Here is a 20,837-nt window from a genome sequence, read left to right as displayed (position 1 = left end):
TCGCCCGCGACACCCTTGCCTCCGGCTAACACTTCCCCTTGCCGGGCGTGTAGAGGACTTTCACCTCCAAGTGAATGCGCCCTGCCGGGCGCACGACGAAAAAAAACCGCTTGGCACCCAAGCGGTCTTTTTTCAACTGCTACGAAAAAGCAGCGGCTACACGTCCCTTCAAACCACGACCGTCTGCGCCTCGCCCTCGTGCCGCGGGCGCACCTTGCCGATCTTCCAGACCTGCTCGCCGGCCGCGGTGAGCTCGCGCATGGCTTCGTCGGCATCGGCCGCCGCCACAATGACGGCCATCCCGATGCCGCAGTTGAACACGCGGTGCATTTCGGCGTCGGCCACGCCGCCATGCTGCTGGAGCCAAGAGAAGAGCGGCGGCATCGGCCACGCGTCCTTGTCGAGCTCGGCCGTGAGATCGTCGCGCAGCACGCGCGGGATGTTCTCGACGAGCCCGCCGCCCGTGATGTGCGCCATGCCCTTGACCGCGAGCTTTTCCATCAACGCCAACAGCGGCTTCACGTAAATCCGCGTCGGCGCCATCAGTGCATCGGCGAGCGAACGACCGTGAAAATCGGCCGACAGATCGGGGTTCGCGCGCTCGATGATTTTGCGCACGAGCGAAAAGCCGTTCGAATGAATGCCGCTCGAGGCGAGCCCGAGCACGGCGTCGCCCGGAACGATCGTGCTGCCGTCGATGATCTTGCTCTTCTCGACGGCGCCCACGGCGAAGCCGGCGAGGTCATACTCGCCGTCCGGATACATACCGGGCATTTCGGCCGTCTCGCCGCCGATCAACGCACAGCCGGCGAGCTCGCAGCCGTGAGCGATGCCCTTCACGACGGTCGCCGCCGTGCCGACCTCGAGCTTGCCGCACGCAAAGTAATCAAGAAAGAAAAGCGGCTCGGCGCCTTGCACGAGGATATCGTTCACGCTCATCGCGACGAGATCCTGGCCGACCGTATCGTGTTTGTTCAGATGGAACGCGAGCTTGAGCTTCGTGCCGACGCCGTCCGTGCCCGAAACGAGCACGGGCTCGCGATACTTCTTCGGCACCTCGAAAAGCGCGCCGAATCCGCCGATGCCGCCGAGCACGCCCTCACGCAGCGTCTTCTTCGCAAACGGCTTGATGGCGTCGACGAGCGCATCGCCGGCATCGATGTCGACGCCCGCGTCGCGGTACGAAAGGCCTTGCGCCGAACGAGCCGGAGTCTCACCATCCGGAGCGGATTTCGGTTGATTCATGGGGAAGTGCGAGAAGGTCGGTAAAATGCGATTTTACCCGATGCGCGCCGGCCCGCTCGATTTACCCTCTCCGACCACACTTGGGAAAACTCTTGTCGCACAACGCCCCGTTTCTCACGCCGTACCAACGCCAGGCCCTTTTCTGGAGCGCCGTCGCGCTCGGCCTCGGCATGCTGCTCTGGCTGCTGAGGCCCGTGCTCACCCCGTTCCTGCTCGGCGCGATCATCGCCTACATCCTGCAGCCCGGCGTCGCCTGGCTCGTGCGCAGGCGCGTGCCGCGCGGCCTCGCCGCGCTCGTCATGATGCTGTTCTTCGCGATCATCGTGTCGCTGCTCGCGCTGCTTGTGTTCGCCGTCGTGCAGCGCGAACTGCCGCAGCTCAAGCTGCAGGTCCCCATTTTCATCGCTCGCTTGCACGACTGGGCACAGCCGAAGCTCACCTACCTCGGCTATGGCGACCTCTTCGACTTCGCGAGCCTGCGCGACATGCTCACGAGCAAGATCGAAAGCAGCGGACAAGCCGTCGCCGTCGCGGCGTGGAAGTCCCTGCGCACAGGCGGCAACGTCATGTTCACGCTGATCGGCGATCTCGTCATGGTCCCGCTCGTGCTGTTTTATCTACTGTACGACTGGAACTCGATGCTCGCCCGGCTCGCATTGTTCGTGCCGCGCCGCTGGCTCGCGAAAACGGTCTCCCTCGTGCGGGAAATGGACCTCTCGCTCTCGCAATATCTGCGCGGCCAAGTGCTCGTCATGGGCGTGCTCGCGGTGTTCTACGGCCTCGCGCTCACGATCGCCGGATTCGAGATCGCGCTGCCCATCGGCGTGTTCACGGGCCTGGCGGTCTTCATCCCATACGTCGGCTACGCCACGGGTCTCGCGCTCGCCCTGATCGCCGCGCTGCTCCAGTTCGGAAACTTCTACGGCTTCGTAGCGGTTGCGGTCGTCTACGGCGTCGGCCAGATCCTCGAAAGTTTCATCCTGACGCCGCGGCTCGTCGGCGAGCGCATCGGCCTTCACCCGCTCACCGTCATCTTCGCGTTGCTGGCGTTCGGGCAATTGTTCGGGTTCTTCGGCGTGCTGCTCGCATTGCCCGTCAGCGCGATTCTGTCGACGGCCGTGCGCGAGCTGCGCCGCAGCTATCTCGAGAGCCGGTTTTACCTCGACGCGCGCAAATCGTCTCCCCCCGTCGTCGAGGGGGAAGAACGATGATCACGGGCGCCGCCGCGTCAGTGACAACATCCGCCTGCTTCATGCCGCCCCCACCGTGTCCGTGCAACGCCAACTGACGCTCGACCTCGGCACCCCGCCGCCCTCGACATTCGACAATTTCTTCGCCGGCGCCAATGCCGAGCTCGTCGCCCGCCTGGCCGGGCTCGACAATGCGCTCGCCGCGGGCCCGCTCGCCGATCGCACCTTCTACGTCTGGGGCGAGCCAGGCAGCGGACGCAGCCACTTGCTCGCCGCGCTCGTACACAGCGCGGGGCCGGCGCGCTCGCGCTTTCTCGGTCCCCAAAGCGCGCTCGCCGCATTCGCTTTCGATCCGCACGTGCCGATCTATGTCGTGGACGATTGCGACAAGCTCGCCAGCGCGCAACAGATCGCGCTCTTCAACCTCTTCAACGAGGTGCGCGCGCATCCGTCGGCCGCGCTCGTCGCCACGGGCAACGCCGCCCCGATCGCGCTCGCCGTGCGCGAGGACCTGCGCACGCGTCTCGGCTGGGGGCTCGTCTATCATCTCGCGCCGCTGCCCGACGACCGCAAGATCGCCGTTCTCAAGCACGCGGCGAAGGAGCGCGGCATTGCGCTCGCCGATGACGTTCCCGCCTATCTGCTCACCCACTTCAGGCGCGACATGCCGAGCCTGATGGCGTTGCTCGACGCGCTGGACCGTTTCTCGCTCGAGCAAAAGCGCGCGATCACGCTGCCGCTCCTGCGCACGATGCTTGCGCGGCCGGCAGGCGATGCGCCCCCGGAAAGCGCGAGCGAGCCGGATGCCACGCCGGAAAACCCACCGGGCGACGCCCCGCCGGCCGCCTGCGGCCGCTTGAAGTAAAATGCGGCCTCATGACGAATCTCGCTCTCTTCGACCTCGATCACACGCTCATTCCCACCGACAGCGACCACGAATGGGGCCGCTTCATGGTGAAGCTCGGCATCGTCGACGGGCCGACCTTCATGCGCGATGTCGACCGTTTCTACGCCGACTACAAGGCGGGCCAGCTCGACATCCACGCTTATCTCGAAGCGATGCTGACGCCGCTCGCCCAATATTCACGCGCGCAGCTCGCGGCCTGGCATGAGAAGTTCATGCACGAGGTGATCCGGCCGGCGCTCGTGCCGGCGGCGCTCGAGCTCGTGCGCGGCCACCAGGAGAAGGGCGACCTCTGCTGTATCGTCACCGCGACGAACGAGTTCATCACGCGCCCAATCGCCGACGCGTTCGGCGTCGAGATGCTGATCGCCTGCGAAGTCGAGACGATCGACGGCAAGCCGCACTCGCCGTTCACCGGCCGCGGCACGGGCACGCCGAGCTACCGCGAGGGCAAGATCGTGCGCGTGGAGAGCTGGCTCGCCTCGCTCGGCAAGTCCATCGGCGACTTCCCGAAGAGTTGGTTCTATAGCGACTCGCACAACGACATTCCGCTGCTCGAGAAAGTCACCGATCCGATCGCGACCAACCCCGACGCCACGCTGCGTGCCCATGCCGAGGCGAAGGGCTGGCGCATCCTCGATCTGTTCCAACCGTCGTGATCAAGAAACTCATCCGCAAGCTGTTCGGCCAGAGCACGGCCAACCCGGACGCCTCCTTCGAGAGCGCCCCGCAAGTCGTCCCTCCTGGGAGTCGAGACGAACCGCCCGCCCCCGGCAGCCAGCGAAACGCGCCAGCCGATGCTCCTGCGGGCGCCGCGACCGGGAAACCCGCGAAGCCGCGCCGCAAGAGCCCGCAAACGGCGAAGGGGGCTGCCGCGGCATCGACCGGGGGGAGTTCATCGGCGGCGCGCGAGCCCGATGCCCCGGTCATTCTGTCGTCGGAGATGCATGGGATCAATCCCGCCCTGATCTCGCGCAATGCGGTGCGAGTGACCGAAACGCTGCAACAGGCGGGCTTCAGGGCGTTCATCGTCGGCGGCGCCGTGCGCGACCTGCTGCTCGGCATCGCGCCGAAAGACTTCGACGTGGCGACGGACGCGACGCCCGAGGAAGTCCAGCGGCTCTTTCGCCGCGCCCGGCTGATCGGCCGGCGCTTTCAGATCGTCCATGTGCAGTTCGGCCAGGAAATCATCGAAGTCTCGACGTTCCGGGCGCTCGTCGATCCGCCTGCGGCCGAAGCCGCGCCCGCGCGGCGCCTGCGCCGCGACGAGCTCGACCGCCGTACCCACGCTGTCGACGCGAGCGGCCGCGTGCTGCGCGACAACGTCTGGGGCGAGCAGCACGAAGATGCAACGCGGCGGGACTTCACGATCAACGCGATGTACTACGATCCGGCGACGGAGACGGTGCTCGACTATCACGACGGCATCGCCGACATCCGTGCACGCATGCTGCGCATGATCGGCGACCCCACCACGCGCTACCGGGAAGACCCCGTGCGGATGCTGCGCGTTGTACGCTTTGCCGCGAAGCTCGGTTTCGAGATCGACGACGCGACGCGTGCGCCGATCAAGCCGCTCGCCGATCTGATCCACAACGTGCCGGCCGCGCGACTCTTCGACGAGATGCTGAAGCTGCTGCTCTCGGGCCATGCCCTTGCGTGCCTGAAGCAGCTGCGCAAGGAAGGCCTTCACCATGGCCTTCTGCCGTTGCTCGACGTGGTGCTCGAACAGCCGCACGGCGAATCGTTCATCACGCTCTCGCTCAACAACACCGATGCGCGCGTGCGTGCCGGCAAGCCCGTCTCGCCCGGCTTCCTCTTCGCGACCCTCCTCTGGCATGACGTGCAGCAACGCGCGCAAGCGTTCGAGAGCAACGGCGAGTACCCGGTTCCCGCCTTGCACCGCGCGATGGACGACGTCATCGAGACGCAGACGGGCAAGCTCGCGATCCACAAGCGCTTTGCGGCCGACATGCGCGAGATCTGGGGGCTGCAGTCGCGCCTCGAAAAGCGTTCCGGCCGCAGCGCGTTGAAGCTGATCGAACACCAAAGATTTAGAGCGGGTTATGATTTCCTCCTGTTGCGCTGCGAGTCGGGCGAGCTGGACCCCGCGATCGGCCATTGGTGGACGGCCTTCATCGAAGGCGATGCCGCCGCGCGCGAAGCGCTTCTCGCGGAAGGTGGCAAGGAACGGACGCCGCGCAAGCGCCGGCGGCGCGGCGGCCGCGGCCGGAAGCCGGCCGAGGGCGCCACGCCCGGCGAGTCGGCCGATCAGGCCGATGACGCGCGCGACGGCGGCTCGACGAACGCCGCCGCCACGCATGATGCACACGAGGATTGATGCGGCGGCGCCAGCCGCCGAAGAAGTGGTGAAGTCGTGAAGTCGTAGGAAGCCATGTCATGACGGTTGCTTATCTCGGTCTTGGCGCGAACCTCGGGGATGCTCGCCAGTCCCTGAAGGACGCGGTCGTTTGCCTTGCGCAGCAGCACTGCGTCACCGTGCTCGCCAAGTCGAGCCTCTACCGGACCGAGCCGATCGACGCCGAAGGCGACGACTACTACAACCTTGTCGTCAAGATCGAAACCGCGCTCACCGCGCGCACGCTGCTCGCGTTGTGCCAGCGCATCGAGCATCACTTCGGGCGCGAGCGGCCGTACCCCAACGCGCCGCGCACGCTCGACATCGATATCGTGCTATTCGGCGACGAACGCATCGACGAGCCCGATCTGATCGTCCCGCACCCGCGCGCCGTCGAGCGCGCATTCGTTCTCGTGCCGCTCGTCGAAATCGATGGCGATGTCACGATTCCCGGCATCGGCCGCGCCGATGCGCTGATCGAAGGCGTCGCGCATCAACGCATCGAAAAAGTGCAAACCTGCGGCTGCGCCATGCTCGCCGCGTTGCGCGGCAAATCGCGATGACCTCCCCCGCACTCACCGTCACCCCTCCCGTACGGCACGCGCCGTATCGCTACCTCGCGATCGAAGGGCCGATCGGCGTGGGCAAGACGTCGCTTGCGCAACGACTGGCCGAGCGCTGGTCGATGCGGACGTTGCTCGAGCGCGCGGCCGACAATCCGTTTCTAGATCGTTTTTACGCCGACATGGCGCGTTACGCGTTGCCGGCACAGCTGCACTTCGCGTTGCAACGCGTGGAGCAGGCCCGTGAGGCGGGCGAGGCGCTCGCGAGCGGCGCGCCGCTCGTGGCGGACTTCATCGCGCAAAAGAACGACGTCTTTGCGCGGCTCACACTTCCCGACGACGAACGGCGGCTCTATCGATCGCTCGCCGCGCATCTGCCGGCGGGCGCCCCCGCGCCCGATTTCGTCGTCCATCTGCAGGCGAGCCCGCATACGCTGCTCTCACGCATCCAGAAACGCGCGCGAGCCGCCGAGGGTCTCATCACTGAGACTTATCTGCGCAAGCTCTGCGAAGCGTACGATCAGTTCTTTTACCACTACGACGCGAGCCCCGTGCTGACGATCAACACCGAGCATCTGAATCCGCTCGAATCGCAAGCGGACTTCGCGCTCGTCGTCGAACAGATCGAAACGATGCGCGGCCGCAAGGCGAGCTTCGTAAAAGCGCAGTAAGATTCGCGCGGCCGGCAACGCCTGATGCGCGCCGATCATTCTTAGAGACGAGACACGCGATGACCTACCTGCAGGAAACGAGCCGGCCGAAGGTGACGGTGCCGAAGCTCCAGTCGATGCGCGAGGCCGGCGAAAAAATTGTAATGCTGACCGCCTACGACGCGAGCTTCGCGTCGCTTTCCGACCGCGCAGGCGTCGATGTTCTGCTGATCGGCGACTCGCTCGGCAATGTCTTGCAAGGTCACTCGACCACGCTGCCCGTCACGCTCGACGACATCGCCTACCACACGGCCTGTGTCGCGCGGGCGCAACCGCGCGCGCTCGTCGTCGCCGACCTGCCGTTCGGCACCTACGGCACGGCGACGCAAGCCTTCGAGAGCGCCGTCAAGGTCATGCGCGCGGGCGCGCAGATGGTCAAGATCGAGGGGGGCGAGTGGCTCGCCGAAACCGTCCGCTTTCTTGTCGAACGTTCCGTGCCGGTGTGCGCGCATATCGGGCTCACGCCGCAATCGGTTCACGCGTTCGGCGGCTTCAAGGTGCAGGGTAGAAGCGAAGCCGGCGCGGCACAGCTCGTGCGCGATTCGCGCGCCGTTCAGGACGCGGGCGCACAGCTCATCGTCCTCGAGGCGATTCCTTCGGCCGTCGCGGCCGGCGTCACGAACGAGCTGAGGATTCCGACGATCGGCATCGGTGCGGGAATCGGCTGCTCGGGCCAGGTGCTCGTCCTTCACGACATGTTAGGTATCTTCCCGGGCAAGCCGCCGCGCTTCGTGAAGAACTTCATGGAAGGCGCGCCGAATATTCAGGCGGCCGTGGAAGCCTATGTCAAAGCCGTCAGGGAAGGCTCGTTTCCGGGCCCCGAGCACGAGTTCTGAAGGAAGCCGAAACGGGCAGCCGTCCAGGGCTGGCTTACGCTGATATTGGATCTTCCGCCTATGCGGTGCCGCTGACCGCGGCTCCGGCTGGAAGAATCCGCGCCGCGAGCGCGCCGCGCAACGCATTGCAGACAAGCAGCGCCTCGGCGTTGCGCACGTCCGCAAGCGTCAGCACGCGTTCATGAGCGCCAAGCTGCGGGTCTTCGAGCAACAATTGGCGCATGATGCCGGGCAGCAGCCCGCCCTCCAGAGGCGGCGTCCACCACCGGCCCTCGAGCTTGACGAACACGTTCGAGCGGCCGCCCTCCGTCAGCTCTCCGCGCTCGTTGAAGAACAACGTGTCGAAGCCGCCTCGCGCTTCGGCCTCGCGCCAGCCGCGGTCGAATTCGGCGCGGTGCGTGGTCTTGTGGCGCAGCAGAAAATCGTTCGAACGCCTGGGTGTGAACCCATGCTCGGGGGCGAGCAGCACACCGACGAATGAAGCTTCATCCATTTTCACGGGTCCGAGCGGCGCTGTCGCGATCGCTACCGTTCCGTCCTTGCCGATCGCAAGCCTGAAGCGATGCTCCCCCGGTTCGGCCAATTGCTCGCACCGCTCCGCAATCTGCCGACGCACCGAGCCTTCGTCGAACGCGAAGTCGAGCTGAGCGGCGCTGCCCGCAAGGCGCGCCAAGTGCCGGTCCAGATGGGCAACGCCCGCTGTCCGCGTGGCCCTCATCGTCTCGAAGAGCTGAAAGCCCGGGTCGGCCCCCGTCAGAAACCTTGCCTTCAGACGGCATTCGGCGTATTCGTCGGCGGCCACGCTATCGAGCACGATTCCACCGCCAATCCCCATCGAGCCACGCAGCAGACCGGGGGGGTGGCCGCGGCGCAAGTCGCCATCGTGCCGAGCAGGTGCGGCGTCCGGCGCCGCGAGCGTCAGCGTCCGAATCGCGACCGAGAGACAAAACTCCCCGCACGGCTCGGACATGCGCACGCCCTCGCTTGTTGTCGCGCCGCTCCCGGGGCCCGGCGCGTCGTACCAGCCGATCGTGCCGGTGTAGAGGCCGCGCGGCGTCGTCTCGATCTCGTCGATGAGCTGCATCGTCCGATGCTTCGGTGCCCCCGTGATGGAACCGCAGGGAAACAGCGCACGCAACACGTCGGCGAACGAAACGCCGGCGGCAAGCTCCGCCTCGATGGTCGAGGTCATCGCCCAGATCGACGGGTAAGGCTCCACCGAAAACAATGCGGGCACGCGAACGGAGCCCGTCCGCGCCACACGCGACAGGTCGTTGCGCAGCAGATCGACGATCATCAGGTTCTCTGCGCGATTCTTGACGTCGTTGTGCAGGAACGCTCGCGCTCGTGCATCGTCCTCGGGCGTGCGGCCGCGTGCCGTCGTACCCTTCATCGGGCGCGTGCGCAGACGCGCTCCCTTCTTTTCGACAAAAAGCTCCGGCGAGCAAGAAAGAACCCACTCGCCCGCCGGCAGCGCAATCAGCGCGCCGTAGTGCACGGGCTGACGGGCGCGCAGCCGTCGATAGAACGCTATCGGGGAGCCGAATACGTCGAAGGCTAGCCGGTACGTGTAGTTGATCTCGTACGAGTCGCCGGCGACGAGCGCCGCATGCACGGCCGCGATCGCGGCGTCGTATTCTTCGCGCGTCACGCTCTCGACAACGTTGGCAGCGCCCGCCGCCGACGGCTCGCTCGCGTTACCGTCCATCGAAATGAGCCATGCGTCGGTGTCGTCACGCGAAAGACTCGCGCAGCGTTCGAACAACAAAAAACGCAGCGAGGCGGTCTCTCGCTGCGTCGAATCGCCGCCTTTCGGTGGATCGCCGAGATGGAGATCGCGGCCGAACTCGTAATCGCCGAGCACGACCGCATGCAGCCCCGAGGCGGCATCCGCCGCGGCCGCCGCGCAAACCGCATCGAGCCCGGCTGCATCGGTTGCGACGTGCTCGCGCACGAACCCCGTGTACAAGCGGCTCGAGCGGCGCGCGGCGCTTGCATCGCAATCGTCGAGCAGCGCGAAGACGTCGCTGCGCTCGTCAGTCTTCATCGGCTTCACTCGCGCTCGCCGCTTCTTTGAGCTCGAGCTGGATGGGTCTCAGTCAAAAAAGCTCTTCACCCGGTCGAACCAGCTTTTGCTCTGGGGGCTGTGACGCGGCCCCCCCTCCACGAGCGATTTCTCGAATTGCTTGAGCAACTCGCGCTGCGGTTCCGTCAGTTTCACCGGTGTCTCGACTTGCACATGCACGTAGAGATCGCCGGGCACGCTCGAGCGCAGTCCCTTGATGCCCTTGCCCCGCAGCCGGAACGTCCGGCCCGATTGCGTGCCCTCCGGCACCGTGAACGTCGCGCGTCCCGCGAGCGTCGGCACCTCGATTTCACCGCCCAACGCCGCCGTCGTAAAGGGAATCGGCATCTGACAATGCAGATCGTCGCCGTCGCGCTCGAAGACGGAATGCGGCTTGATGTGAATTTCGACGTAGAGGTCGCCCGGCGGCCCGCCGTTGACGCCCGGCTCGCCGTTGCCGGACGAGCGAATCCGCATGCCGTCGTCGATGCCGGCCGGAATCTTGACCTCGAGCGTCTTCGTTTCCTTCACCTTGCCGGCGCCGTGGCAATGCAGGCACGGATCGGGAATGTACGTGCCGCTGCCGTGACACTTCGGGCAAGTCTGCTGAATGCTGAAGAATCCCTGCGACATGCGCACGGCCCCGGACCCATGACAGGTGGGACAGGTCTCGGGCTTCGTGCCCGGCTTCGCCCCCGAGCCGTGACAGACCTCGCAGGAGACCCAGCTCGGCACGCGGATCTGCGTCTCGCAGCCGTGCGCCGCCTGCTCGAGCGTGACTTCCATGCTGTAGCGCAGATCGGCGCCGCGATAGACCTGCGGGCCGGCGCGACGGCCGCCGCCGCCCGCTGACTGGCCGAAGATATCGCCAAAAATGTCGCCGAACGCGTCCGCGAACCCGCCGAAGCCCTGTGCCGCCGCGCCCGCCATGTTCGGGTCGACGCCGGCATGGCCGTACTGGTCGTACGCCGCGCGTTTTTGCGAGTCCGAGAGCATCTCGTAGGCCTCCTTGGCCTCCTTGAAGCTTTCCTCGGCCTTTTTGTTGTCCGGATTGCGGTCGGGGTGGTACTTCATCGCGAGCTTGCGATAAGCCTTCTTGATCTCTTCGTCGCTCGCGTTTTTCGCAACGCCCAGGACCTCGTAGTAATCCCTTTTCGCCATCGGTTCACCGCCGGCCGCGCAACGTGCGCGGCCGCTCCTTTCGCATGCTGTGGAGTCTTCCGACCCGTCCGGCATGCTCGCCCCGGCCGCGCTCGACGGCCGAAGCAAGCATCCCGCCCATAAAGCAAATGTGCCCGGAGAACCCGAAAGTCCGCCAGGCGTCGTGCCGGCCGGCCGCCCCCGCTAGCCGCGAGGGTGCCAGCCGCCATTGCGATAGAGCGTTAAGCTCAGTCCTTCTTCACTTCCTTGAAGTCCGCATCGACCACGTCGTCTTCGGGCTTGCTCGCGCTTGCGCCCGAGCTCGCGCCGCCGGACGACGCGCCGCTCGCGGCACCGGCCGCCGCGCTTTGCGCCTGCATGTCGGCGTACATCTTCTCGCCGAGCTTTTGCGAGGCCGTAGCAACCGCTTCGATCTTCGCCTCGATGTCGGCCTTTTCGCTCGCGTTGCTCTTCAGCGCGTCCTCGAGCTCCTTCAGCGCCGACTCGATCTTCTCCTTCTCGCTCGAGTCCACTTTGTCGCCGTACTCGGCGAGCGCCTTCTTCGTGCTGTGCACCAGCGCGTCACCCTGGTTGCGGGCGTCGGCCAGCTCACGCAGGCGATGATCTTCGGCCGCGTTCAGCTCGGCGTCCTTGACCATCTTTTCGATCTCGGCTTCCGAGAGACCCGAATTCGCCTTGATGACGATCTTGTTCTCCTTGCCGGTGCCCTTGTCCTTCGCGCCCACGTGCAGAATACCGTTGGCGTCGATATCGAAGGTCACTTCGATCTGCGGCACGCCGCGCGGCGCGGGCGGGATGCCCTCGAGATTGAACTCACCGAGCAGCTTGTTGCCGGCCGCCATCTCGCGCTCGCCCTGATACACCTTGATCGTCACGGCCGACTGATTGTCGTCCGCCGTCGAGTACACCTGCTGGTGCTTCGTCGGGATCGTGGTGTTCTTGTTGATCATCTTCGTCATCACGCCGCCGAGCGTCTCGATGCCGAGAGACAACGGCGTCACGTCGAGCAGCAGCACGTCCTTGCGGTCGCCCGAGAGGACCTGCCCCTGGATCGCGGCGCCAACGGCCACGGCCTCGTCCGGGTTCACGTCGCGGCGCGGCTCTTTGCCGAAGAACTCCTTCACCGTTTCCTGGACCTTCGGCATACGCGTCATGCCGCCGACAAGGATCACGTCGTCGATGTCGCTCACCTTCACGCCGGCGTCCTTGATCGCGATCCGGCACGGCTCGACCGTGCGCTGGATCAACTCCTCGACGAGCGCTTCGAGCTTGGCGCGTGTGAGCTTCAAGTTCAGGTGCTTCGGACCCGATGCATCCGCCGTGATGTACGGCAGGTTGATCTCCGTCTGCTGGCTCGACGAGAGCTCGATCTTCGCCTTCTCGGCCGCTTCCTTCAAGCGCTGCAGCGCGAGCACGTCCTTCGACAGATCGACGCCCTGCTCCTTCTTGAACTCGCCGATGATGTAGTCGATGATGCGCTGGTCGAAGTCTTCCCCGCCGAGGAACGTATCGCCGTTCGTCGAGAGCACTTCGAACTGCTTTTCGCCGTCGACGTCCGCGATTTCGATGATCGAGATGTCGAACGTACCGCCGCCGAGGTCATAGACGGCGATCTTGCGATCGCCCTTTTCGGCCTTGTCGAGACCGAACGCGAGCGCGGCCGCCGTCGGCTCGTTGATGATCCGCTTGACTTCGAGGCCGGCGATGCGGCCCGCGTCTTTCGTCGCCTGACGCTGGCTGTCGTTGAAGTAGGCGGGCACCGTGATGACGGCTTCCGTGACCGGCTCGCCTAGGTAGTCTTCGGCCGTCTTCTTCATCTTGCGCAGCACTTCAGCCGAAATCTGCGGCGGCGCGAGCTTCTGGCCATGCGCTTCGACCCAGGCGTCTCCGTTATCGGCCTTGATGATCTTGTACGGCATCAGGCCGATGTCCTTCTGGACTTCCTTTTCTTCGAACCGGCGACCGATCAGGCGCTTCACCGCGAACAGCGTGTTCTTCGGGTTCGTCACCGACTGACGCTTGGCCGGCGCGCCGACGAGAATCTCGTTGTCGTCCATGTAGGCGATGATCGAGGGCGTCGTGCGGGCGCCCTCCGAGTTCTCGATCACTTTGATCGAGTTGCCTTCCATCAGCGCCACGCACGAGTTCGTGGTGCCGAGGTCGATGCCGATGATTTTGCCCATTTTGTTAAATCTCCTGACTTTTGATCGCTTTCGGACGCCGCAGCCTCACTGGCTCGACCATCCGCTCAATTCATACCTGCACACAACATAAGTGCGGCTGCATCGTTTTCAAGCCCCGAAGCCCCTGAAGTCGATGCAGTCTTTCAGTTTTTTCAATCGCCGCTGCGTCCCCCGCTCTGAATCGCCTGGCCGCCGGCCGCCCGCGCCTTGGCACGGGCCGCCTCGACGGCGGCCTCGAACTGCGCGAGGCCGTGCCAGCCCGTCGCCCGACCGAGCCGCTTGCCGCGGTGAAAGAAGAACCACGTCGGCACGCCGTGCAACGAAAACCGCTGCCCGAGCTCGCGATGCTCGTAGACGTTGGCATGAAACCACTTCAGCCCGAGCGCGCGGATCGCTTCGGGCTGTGCCAGCATCGCCTTCTTCGCAACTTCGCAGTTAAAGCAATCGACGCCCCAGAAAAAAACGACGGCAAGCGCATCCCCGGCCGAAGCGAGCGCCGCGTCGAAACTCGCGGCATTCACCTCCTCCATCTCGAATACAGAAAACGCCGTAGCGTCGACCGGATGGTCACTCATGCGCGCTCGCTGGTGCGGTGTGGGGCCTGGAGTGCGACCGACGTCACTTCGGTTGCGCGACCGTGACGAGCGCGGGCCGCAACACGCGATCGGCGATCACGTAGCCCTTCTGCAGCACGGACACGACGGTATTCGGTTCCTGATCGGCCGGCACCATTGAAATAGCCTGATGGCGATGCGGATCGAACTTCTGGCCCACGGGATTGACGGACACGACGTGGCCCTTCTCGAACGCGCTCGAGAGCTGGCGCAGCGTCAGCTCGACGCCCTCGCGAAACTTCGCGACGTCGCCCGACGAATCGGCGAGCGCCGCTTCGAGGCTGTCGATCACGGGCAGCAAATGCTCTGCAAAAGCTTCGATCGCGAACTTGCGCGCCTTCACGACGTCTTCGTGCGCACGCCGGCGCACGTTCTCCGTCTCGGCCTTCGCGCGAAGGAAGCTCTCGTTGAGCTCGGCGATCTTCGCCTTAGCCTCGGCCAGCGCCGCTTCGGGCGTCGGCTCGGGGGCAGGCTCGGCGGCGGCCGCCGCCGCCACTTGCTCCGCGACGTTCTCGGCAATGGGTTGCGCGGTGTCGTCGCCGGCAGGCTTCGAGTTCTGGCTGGCCGGGTTGTCTTGCGTATTTTCCATGTCGCTGAATCGTCCAATAAGTGAAATCAAAGCGCGGAAGGCGCATCCTCTTGCGTCCGTTGCGCCTGCCGCCACACATCGGCGGCAAATGGGGCTTGCCGCGAGGAATTCAAGGTCTCCCTCGCTGTTTTTTTGCACAAATTAAGTGCATCGAAACGAGCCGTAACAGGGATTACCTCGTCAAAACCGAAATCGCATTGAGCACTATTATGGTTTGCCCTAGACTGACCTTATGACTATCCGCGCATCGACCGTTCCTTGTCGCCGATGCGCATCGAAAGTCGGTCGCGGCGCCAGGTCCGTCGCCTATCAACCGGGAGCCCCAGCGGGGAAGTACAGTGAAACTGACCTTTGCCATCGCGGTGGTCGCGCTGATACTCGTTGCGGGGACCACGACCATCTGCATGTCCGGTGCGGTGACCGATACAACCACCGAATACGGCGTCGTTCATGCCACGTTCGAGCAGTTGTTCAACCCCCACCACCTGAAAGTTTGTCGATGATGCGCCTGTCGCGCTTGGTCGGCCTGCCCTGCAACGCGGCCGACGGCTCGCGGTACGTTCTGCGCCGCTCGGCTTCCGCCTCCCGCTTCGCGCGGCTCGCGGAAGTCTCCTCGTAGAGCGTCTGCGCCACGGCAGCCGGGCCGCGCACTTCGCACACGCCCATTACGCGCACCTCCCATACCATGCGGTCGATCTCGATTTCGACAAGATCGCCGACGCGCACATCCTTCGCCGGTTTCACGGCCATCCCGCCGATGCGCACGCGGCCCTTGTCCACGGCGTCCGCGGCGAGCGAGCGCGTCTTGAAGAAGCGCGCCGCCCAGAGCCACTTGTCGATGCGCAGGCGTGCGCCCGGTTCAGTCGAGATCTTGTAGTTCATCGGAGTGCCAGAAATTCGGATTGGCCGGCAATTGCCTGCCGTCGTGTGGCCAAGTACGCAAAAAAGCAACGATCTTGCCCGAGCGATCGGCGCGAGCGATCGAGCACGGCCTGCGACGGGCCCGGTTCGCGAGCGGCGGACTCACGCCGGCACGCTCGGCGATGCCGGCAGAGGTGACCGGGCGGGCCATCCCTGCAACTGTTGCGCGACGATTTCGGCGAGCGCGGCGATCCATGAGGACGATGCGTTGAGGCACGGGATGCGCTCGAATTGCTTGCCGCCCGCGCGGAGGAATTCGTCGCGAACTTCGAGACCGATCTCTTCGATCGTCTCGAGACAATCCGACGTAAACCCGGGACAAAAGACGTCGGCCCGCCGCACGCCGGCCGCGCCGAGCTCTCGCAACGTTGGCGCGGTGTAGGGCTGCAGCCACTCCGCCTTGCCGAAGCGCGACTGAAAAGTGACGAGGCACTCGGTCGAACTCAGCGCAAGCTGGTTCGCGAGCAGCGCCGCCGTCAGCCGGCATTGCTCGTGATAAGGGTCGCCGAGGTCGAGCGTGCGTTTCGGCACGCCGTGAAAGCTCAGCACGAGCTTGTCCCCGGCGGCAAAGTCGGGGCGGCCGCGCGCGGCCCAGTGCCGCAGCACCTGGTCGGCGAGCGCCCGAATATACGCCGGCTGATCGGCAAAGTGCCGGACCGTCCGGACTTCGAGCTGGTTGCGCATCCGCTTGAGGGCCGCGAACGCGGCGTCGAACGCCGTCGCCGTCGTCGATGCCGAGTATTGCGGATACATCGGCATCAGCAGCACGCGCTCGGCGCCAGCGAGCTTGAGCTGATTCAACATCGCGCCGATGCCTGGCGTTCCATAGCGCATCGCATAGTCGACGATGACCGGATACCCGTTCGAATGAAGCAGAGCCCGCAGCGCCTCGGTCTGCCTTTCTGTATAGACGCGCAGCGGCGAACCCTCCGGCATCCAGATCGACGCATATTTCTTGGCGACCTTCGCCGCGCGCAACGGCGCGATCAGCCCGCGCAGCAGCGGCTGCCAGACGAGCGCCGGAATTTCGACGACGCGCGGATCGGTCAGAAATTCGACGAGATAGCGACGCACCGCGCGCGCCGTCGGCGCATCCGGCGTGCCGAGGTTCATCAGCAAGACGGCAACTCGGTGTGACGCGGCAGGCTGCGACGGCAGCTCGAGATCGAAACGCATGGGCAATCGACAGGGCCGGGTGGGAGACCGTTTCCGTACAAGCCGGCCTCGGTTCAGTTCAACCGATTATAGCGAGGCCGGCGGCCACGGCGACTCGGCCATTCGGCCAATGGCGCGAATGCCGTGCGCGAAGGATCATGCAAGGGGCGTCGGCGTTCGCGAACGGAGCTCGCGGCGAGCGTCCGGAAACGCGTTCACTGTTGGCTCAAGGCCGTCGAAAGCAGCCGCGCGGTGATGTCGACGATTGGAATCACGCGGCTGTACGCCATGCGCGTCGGTCCGATCACACCGAGCGTGCCGACGATCTTGCCGTTGACTTCATAAGGCGCCGTCACGACGCTCATCTGTTCGATCGGCACCAGATTCGATTCACCGCCGATGAATATTTGTACGCCTTGCGCGTGGCTCGATACATCCAGCAATTGCAGGAGGCTCGTCTTTTGGTCGAATACATCGAAAAGCTTGCGCAGCCGCGCCATGTCGGACGACAGATCCGCCACCTCGAGCAGGTTGCGCTCGCCGGAAATCAGCACCGTCTCGCCCATCTCGCTTTCGTCGGTGCTGGCGGTCACCGCTGCCTGCATGAGCGCGGTCATGTCTCCGCGCAACTGGTCGATTTCCTCTCGCAGGCGCCGGCGAACTTCATCGAAGGAAAGTCCCGCGAAGTGCGCATTGATGTAGTTCGATGCCTCGATGAGCTGCGACGGCGTGTAGTCGCGCTGCGTGGCCATGATGCGGTTCTGCACGTCCCCTTCGGGGGTGACGATGATGAGCAGGATGCGCTTGTCCGACAGGCGCATAAACTCGATCTGCTTGAAGATATGGCTGCGGCGCGGCGTCAGGATGACGCCTGCGAACTGCGAAAGGTTCGAAAGCACGCTCGCCGCGGCCGCGATGACTTTCTGCGGCTCCCCGGGCGTCAGCGTCCTTTCCACGACGCGCGTGACCGCCTCCTCGTCCGCAACCGGCTCGACGGTCAGCATGGTATCGACGAACAGACGATAGCCGCGCGGCGTCGGCACCCTGCCAGCGGAAGTATGAGGGCTCGCTACGAGCCCGAGCTCCTCGAGGTCCGACATCACGTTGCGTATCGTCGCCGGGCTCAGTTCGAGCCCCGAATAGCGCGACAGCGTGCGCGAGCCGACCGGCTGACCTTCCGCGATATATCGCTCGATCAGGGTTTTCAGCAGAGTCTGAGCGCGTGGTTCTAGCATGACGCAAGATTTTAGACGAACGCCGATGGCCCCATGTCCGCGCCCCCGCGGACATGCTGGCCGCCTCCCGCCCGACGTGCCGCCGCGAGCGGCGCAGCGCCCGCAAGATCCGCGCCGGAAAGGCAGCCTGTCATCGGCACGACATCATTCTAGCGACAAATCAATGCGGAGGAACCTGCTCGGAACCCGCGCGCGTCGAGGCTAGGGTGATCGGGGCCCGCCCGAGCTCGCGAGGCGGTGCTTTTTCAACCCAGGGTCCGCTTACATACGAAACGCGTCCCGAGCAGCCGCTCCGGGCAACATGGCCAGCCTCCGTATGTAAACAGACCGTAGCTATGGTGTAATGCCGGCATGGAAATGGGTCACCAATTCAAGACGGTTGCGCTCGTCGGGCGCAGCAATACGCCCGGCATCGGCGAGCCGCTGATGGCGCTCGCCGGCTGCATCGCGAAACGCGGCTTCGAGGTCGTCTTCGAAGCCGACACCGCACGCGAGGTCGGCGCGACCGGCTATCCCGCGCTCACGCCCGCCGAAATCGGGGCGCGCGCCGATGTCGCGGTCGTTCTCGGCGGCGACGGCACCATGCTCGGCATCGGGCGTCAGCTCGCGCCCTACCGAACGCCGCTCATCGGCATCAACCAGGGGCGGCTCGGCTTCATCACGGACATACCCGTCGCGGAGATGCAGCAACGCGTGCCGCAGATGCTCGCGGGCAGTTATGAGCGCGAGGAGCGCACGCTGCTCGAGGCGCGCATCGTGCGCGCCGACGAGCCGATCTATCACGCGCTGGCGTTCAACGACGTCGTCGTCAACCGCAGCGGCTTTTCGGGAATGGCCGAGCTGCGTGTGTTCGTCGACGGCCGGTTCATGTACGACCAACGCTCGGACGGCCTGATCGTCGCCACGCCGACGGGCTCGACGGCCTACGCGCTGTCCTCCCAGGGCCCGATCCTGCACCCGCAACTGCAGGGCCTCGTGCTCGTGCCCATCGCGCCGCATGCGCTCTCGAACCGCCCGATCGTGATTCCGGACGACTGCAAGCTGCGCATCCAGATCATCGGCGGGCGCGACGTCAACGCGAACTTCGACATGCAATCGTTCACGGCGCTCGAACTCAACGACACGATCGAAGTGCGCCGCTCGCGTCATACCGTGCCGTTCCTGCATCCGGTCGGCTACAGCTACTACGCGACGCTGCGCAAGAAGCTTCATTGGAACGAGCATCCGTCGAGCGCCGCCGAAGAAGATGAAGACGACGATGCCTCGCTCTGATCGCATCGCCAGATCGATTTGCCCTGCTCCGTCCTTGGCGCCCGGCGCCCCTATGGCACGCACGTGCGGATATGCGACGCCGGTCCCGAGGCAAGGTTTGACCAAACCATAGCCGGCCGCGCATGGCCGCCCCACGAACCCGCAGTCAAAACGCTCCCATGCTCCGCCACCTTTCGATACGCGACTTCGTCATCGTCGCCGCGCTCGACCTCGAATTCGACCGCGGCTTCACGGTCTTTTCGGGTGAAACCGGCGCCGGCAAGTCGATCCTCATCGACGCGCTTGCGCTCGCGCTCGGCGCGCGCGCCGATGTCGACGTCGTCCGCACGGGCGCGACCCGAGCCGACATCACGGCTGAATTCTCGGCGAGCGCCGAGGTGTCGGGCTGGCTCGACGAGCAGGCCTTGGCGGGCGGCGAGCCCGACGGCGCCGAGGCCACGACGGTCCTCTTACGCCGCGTAGTGGACGCGAACGGCCGCTCGCGCGCGTTCATCAACGGCACGGCCGCTACGCTCGCGCAACTGCGCGAGATCGGCGAGATGCTCGTCGATATCCATGGCCAGCACGCGCACCAGTTGCTGATGCGCCCGGAAGCGCAGCGCACACTCTTCGATACCCACGCCGGTCTCACCGCGGCCGCCTCGAGCGTTGCACGAGCGCACCGCGCCTGGCGCGACGCCGCGCATGCGCTCGAACTCGCGAAGACGCGCGATCGTGAAATCCAACTCGAGCGCGAACGGCTCGTCTGGCAGCTCGCCGAACTGGACAAGCTCGCACCGCAGCGCGGCGAATGGGAGGAAATCGGCGCGGAGCATCGCCGGCTCGCGCATTCGGCGAACTTGATCGAGGGTGTGCGCGGCGCCCTCGATGCGCTTTCCGAAGCGGATGACGCGATGCTCGGTCAACTCGGCTCGATCGTCTCGAAGCTGCGCGATCTGGCCGAGATCGACCCGGCGCTCAACGACGCGCTCGCTGCGCTCGAGCCGGCTGAAATCCAGTTGCGTGAGGCTGCTTATTCGCTGACGCACTACGCGCAAAAGCTGGATCTCGATCCTGACCGCCTCGCCGAGGTCGAAGCGCGCCTCGATGCGCTGCATTCGGTAGCCCGCAAATTCCGCCTGCAGCCCGAAACGCTGCCGGACGAGCATGAAGCGCGCCGCGCACAGCTCGCCGCGCTCGACGCCGCGGCCGATCTCGACAAGCTCTCGGCCGCGGTCGAAGCCGCACACGAGGCTTACCTGCGCGAGGCAAAGCAATTGTCAAAGGCGCGTGCGAAGGCCGCCAAGGCACTTGGCGCAGCCGTGACCACGGGCATGCAGGAGCTCGCGATGGCGGGCGGCAGCTTCGAAGTCGCGCTCGTTCCGCTTGCCGAGGGCGGCGCGCATGGGCTCGAGCAGATCGAGTTCCGGGTCGCCGGCCACGCGGGCGTGCCGACTAAGCCGCTCGCCAAGGTTGCCTCCGGCGGCGAGCTCGCGCGTATCAGCCTTGCGCTGTCGGTGATTGCGAGCGCGGCGAGCCCAACGCCGACGCTGATCTTCGACGAAGTCGACACCGGTATCGGCGGCGGCGTAGCGGAAGTTGTCGGCCGCCTTTTGCATCAGCTCGGCCGCGACCGTCAGGTGCTCTGCGTCACGCATTTGCCGCAGGTCGCCGCGCGCGGCGATCATCACTTCCAGGTGGCGAAGGCAAGTACTGGCGACGGCGGCACGCTCTCGACCGTCACGGCCCTGGATCATGCGAGCCGTGTCGAGGAAGTCGCGCGCATGCTGGGGGGCCTCGAGATTACGGCCACTACGCGCCGTCACGCGAAGGAGATGCTGGCGGCTTGAGCAGTT

Annotated in this window: 19 protein-coding genes; 10 read left to right on the top strand and 9 right to left on the bottom strand. The window is 65.4% G+C overall.

From position 1 onward, the window contains the following. Nucleotides 1–168: 168 nt before the first annotated feature. Nucleotides 169–1,245, bottom strand: coding sequence for a phosphoribosylformylglycinamidine cyclo-ligase (gene purM / locus B0G57_RS20225; RefSeq protein WP_018440013.1), 1,077 nt, complete (start codon nt 1,243–1,245; stop codon nt 169–171). A gap of 92 nt (nt 1,246–1,337) precedes the next feature. On the opposite strand from purM, the gene B0G57_RS20220 reads away from it, so the two are divergent. From B0G57_RS20220 to panB, 7 genes are read left to right on the top strand one after another with little or no spacing between them, the layout of a single operon-like run. Continuing rightward, entirely contained in the window at nt 1,338–2,456 is a 1,119-nt protein-coding gene (locus B0G57_RS20220) for an AI-2E family transporter (RefSeq protein WP_018440012.1), read from the top strand. A gap of 55 nt (nt 2,457–2,511) precedes the next feature. Beyond that, nucleotides 2,512–3,300, top strand: a complete 789-nt coding sequence (hda, locus tag B0G57_RS20215; protein WP_018440011.1) for a DnaA regulatory inactivator Hda — start codon at nt 2,512–2,514, stop codon at nt 3,298–3,300. 11 nt (nt 3,301–3,311) lie between these two features. Then, nucleotides 3,312–3,998, top strand: a complete 687-nt coding sequence (locus B0G57_RS20210; RefSeq protein ID WP_018440010.1) for a histidinol-phosphatase — start codon at nt 3,312–3,314, stop codon at nt 3,996–3,998. Next, complete coding sequence (gene pcnB / locus B0G57_RS20205; RefSeq protein WP_018440009.1) at nt 3,995–5,680, top strand: polynucleotide adenylyltransferase PcnB; 1,686 nt, start codon at nt 3,995–3,997, stop codon at nt 5,678–5,680. The genes B0G57_RS20210 and pcnB overlap by 4 nt, the downstream gene beginning before the upstream one ends. Before the next feature lie 59 nt (nt 5,681–5,739). Further along, entirely contained in the window at nt 5,740–6,261 is a 522-nt protein-coding gene (gene folK, locus B0G57_RS20200; protein ID WP_018440008.1) for a 2-amino-4-hydroxy-6-hydroxymethyldihydropteridine diphosphokinase, read from the top strand. Continuing rightward, complete coding sequence (locus B0G57_RS20195; RefSeq protein WP_018440007.1) at nt 6,258–6,932, top strand: deoxynucleoside kinase; 675 nt, start codon at nt 6,258–6,260, stop codon at nt 6,930–6,932. Before folK ends, B0G57_RS20195 begins: the two co-directional genes overlap by 4 nt. Nucleotides 6,933–6,991: 59 nt before the next feature. After that, nucleotides 6,992–7,807: a 3-methyl-2-oxobutanoate hydroxymethyltransferase gene (panB, locus tag B0G57_RS20190; RefSeq protein ID WP_018440006.1), complete on the top strand. Its 816-nt coding sequence runs from the start codon at nt 6,992–6,994 to the stop codon at nt 7,805–7,807. Nucleotides 7,808–7,865: 58 nt separating this feature from the next. Here the strand turns inward: panB and B0G57_RS20185 are convergent, their stop codons facing one another. From B0G57_RS20185 to grpE, 5 genes are all read right to left on the bottom strand, one after another. Next, on the bottom strand, nt 7,866–9,854 hold the full coding sequence (locus tag B0G57_RS20185) for a chorismate-binding protein (protein WP_018440005.1): 1,989 nt from the start codon (nt 9,852–9,854) through the stop codon (nt 7,866–7,868). A gap of 48 nt (nt 9,855–9,902) precedes the next feature. Continuing rightward, on the bottom strand, nt 9,903–11,033 hold the full coding sequence (dnaJ, locus tag B0G57_RS20180; protein ID WP_018440004.1) for a molecular chaperone DnaJ: 1,131 nt from the start codon (nt 11,031–11,033) through the stop codon (nt 9,903–9,905). A gap of 227 nt (nt 11,034–11,260) precedes the next feature. Further along, on the bottom strand, nt 11,261–13,216 hold the full coding sequence (dnaK, locus tag B0G57_RS20175) for a molecular chaperone DnaK (protein ID WP_018440003.1): 1,956 nt from the start codon (nt 13,214–13,216) through the stop codon (nt 11,261–11,263). A 152-nt stretch (nt 13,217–13,368) separates the two neighbouring features. Continuing rightward, a complete protein-coding gene (locus tag B0G57_RS20170) occupies nt 13,369–13,791 on the bottom strand; it encodes a thioredoxin family protein (protein ID WP_020566116.1) in 423 nt (140 codons plus the stop codon). Between the two features lie 43 nt (nt 13,792–13,834). Beyond that, on the bottom strand, nt 13,835–14,419 hold the full coding sequence (gene grpE / locus B0G57_RS20165; protein WP_018440001.1) for a nucleotide exchange factor GrpE: 585 nt from the start codon (nt 14,417–14,419) through the stop codon (nt 13,835–13,837). A gap of 338 nt (nt 14,420–14,757) precedes the next feature. Between grpE and B0G57_RS31415 the strand changes: the two genes are divergently transcribed. Then, the gene (locus B0G57_RS31415) at nt 14,758–14,922 is read left to right on the top strand and encodes a hypothetical protein (RefSeq protein ID WP_181321782.1); all 165 of its coding nucleotides are present in this window, start codon (nt 14,758–14,760) and stop codon (nt 14,920–14,922) included. Here the strand turns inward: B0G57_RS31415 and B0G57_RS20160 are convergent. The 3 genes from B0G57_RS20160 to hrcA form a co-directional block, all read right to left on the bottom strand. Beyond that, on the bottom strand, nt 14,891–15,301 hold the full coding sequence (locus B0G57_RS20160; protein ID WP_018440000.1) for an RNA-binding S4 domain-containing protein: 411 nt from the start codon (nt 15,299–15,301) through the stop codon (nt 14,891–14,893). The genes B0G57_RS31415 and B0G57_RS20160 overlap by 32 nt on opposite strands. Nucleotides 15,302–15,442: 141 nt before the next feature. After that, nucleotides 15,443–16,516, bottom strand: a complete 1,074-nt coding sequence (gene hemH / locus B0G57_RS20155; RefSeq protein ID WP_018439999.1) for a ferrochelatase — start codon at nt 16,514–16,516, stop codon at nt 15,443–15,445. Between the two features lie 194 nt (nt 16,517–16,710). Further along, nucleotides 16,711–17,730 carry a heat-inducible transcriptional repressor HrcA gene (gene hrcA, locus B0G57_RS20150; RefSeq protein ID WP_018439998.1) on the bottom strand — a complete coding sequence of 340 codons (1,020 nt, stop codon included), beginning with the start codon at nt 17,728–17,730 and terminating at the stop codon, nt 16,711–16,713. 351 nt (nt 17,731–18,081) lie between these two features. On the opposite strand from hrcA, the gene B0G57_RS20145 reads away from it, so the two are divergent. Further along, the gene (locus B0G57_RS20145) at nt 18,082–19,002 is read left to right on the top strand and encodes an NAD kinase (RefSeq protein ID WP_018439996.1); all 921 of its coding nucleotides are present in this window, start codon (nt 18,082–18,084) and stop codon (nt 19,000–19,002) included. Between the two features lie 158 nt (nt 19,003–19,160). Then, a complete protein-coding gene (gene recN / locus B0G57_RS20140) occupies nt 19,161–20,831 on the top strand; it encodes a DNA repair protein RecN (RefSeq protein ID WP_018439995.1) in 1,671 nt (556 codons plus the stop codon). Nucleotides 20,832–20,837 lie beyond the last annotated feature (6 nt).

Source organism: Trinickia symbiotica (assembly GCF_002934455.1).
GTDB lineage: Bacteria > Pseudomonadota > Gammaproteobacteria > Burkholderiales > Burkholderiaceae > Trinickia > Trinickia symbiotica.
This window is presented reverse-complemented; position numbering and strand designations above follow the sequence as displayed.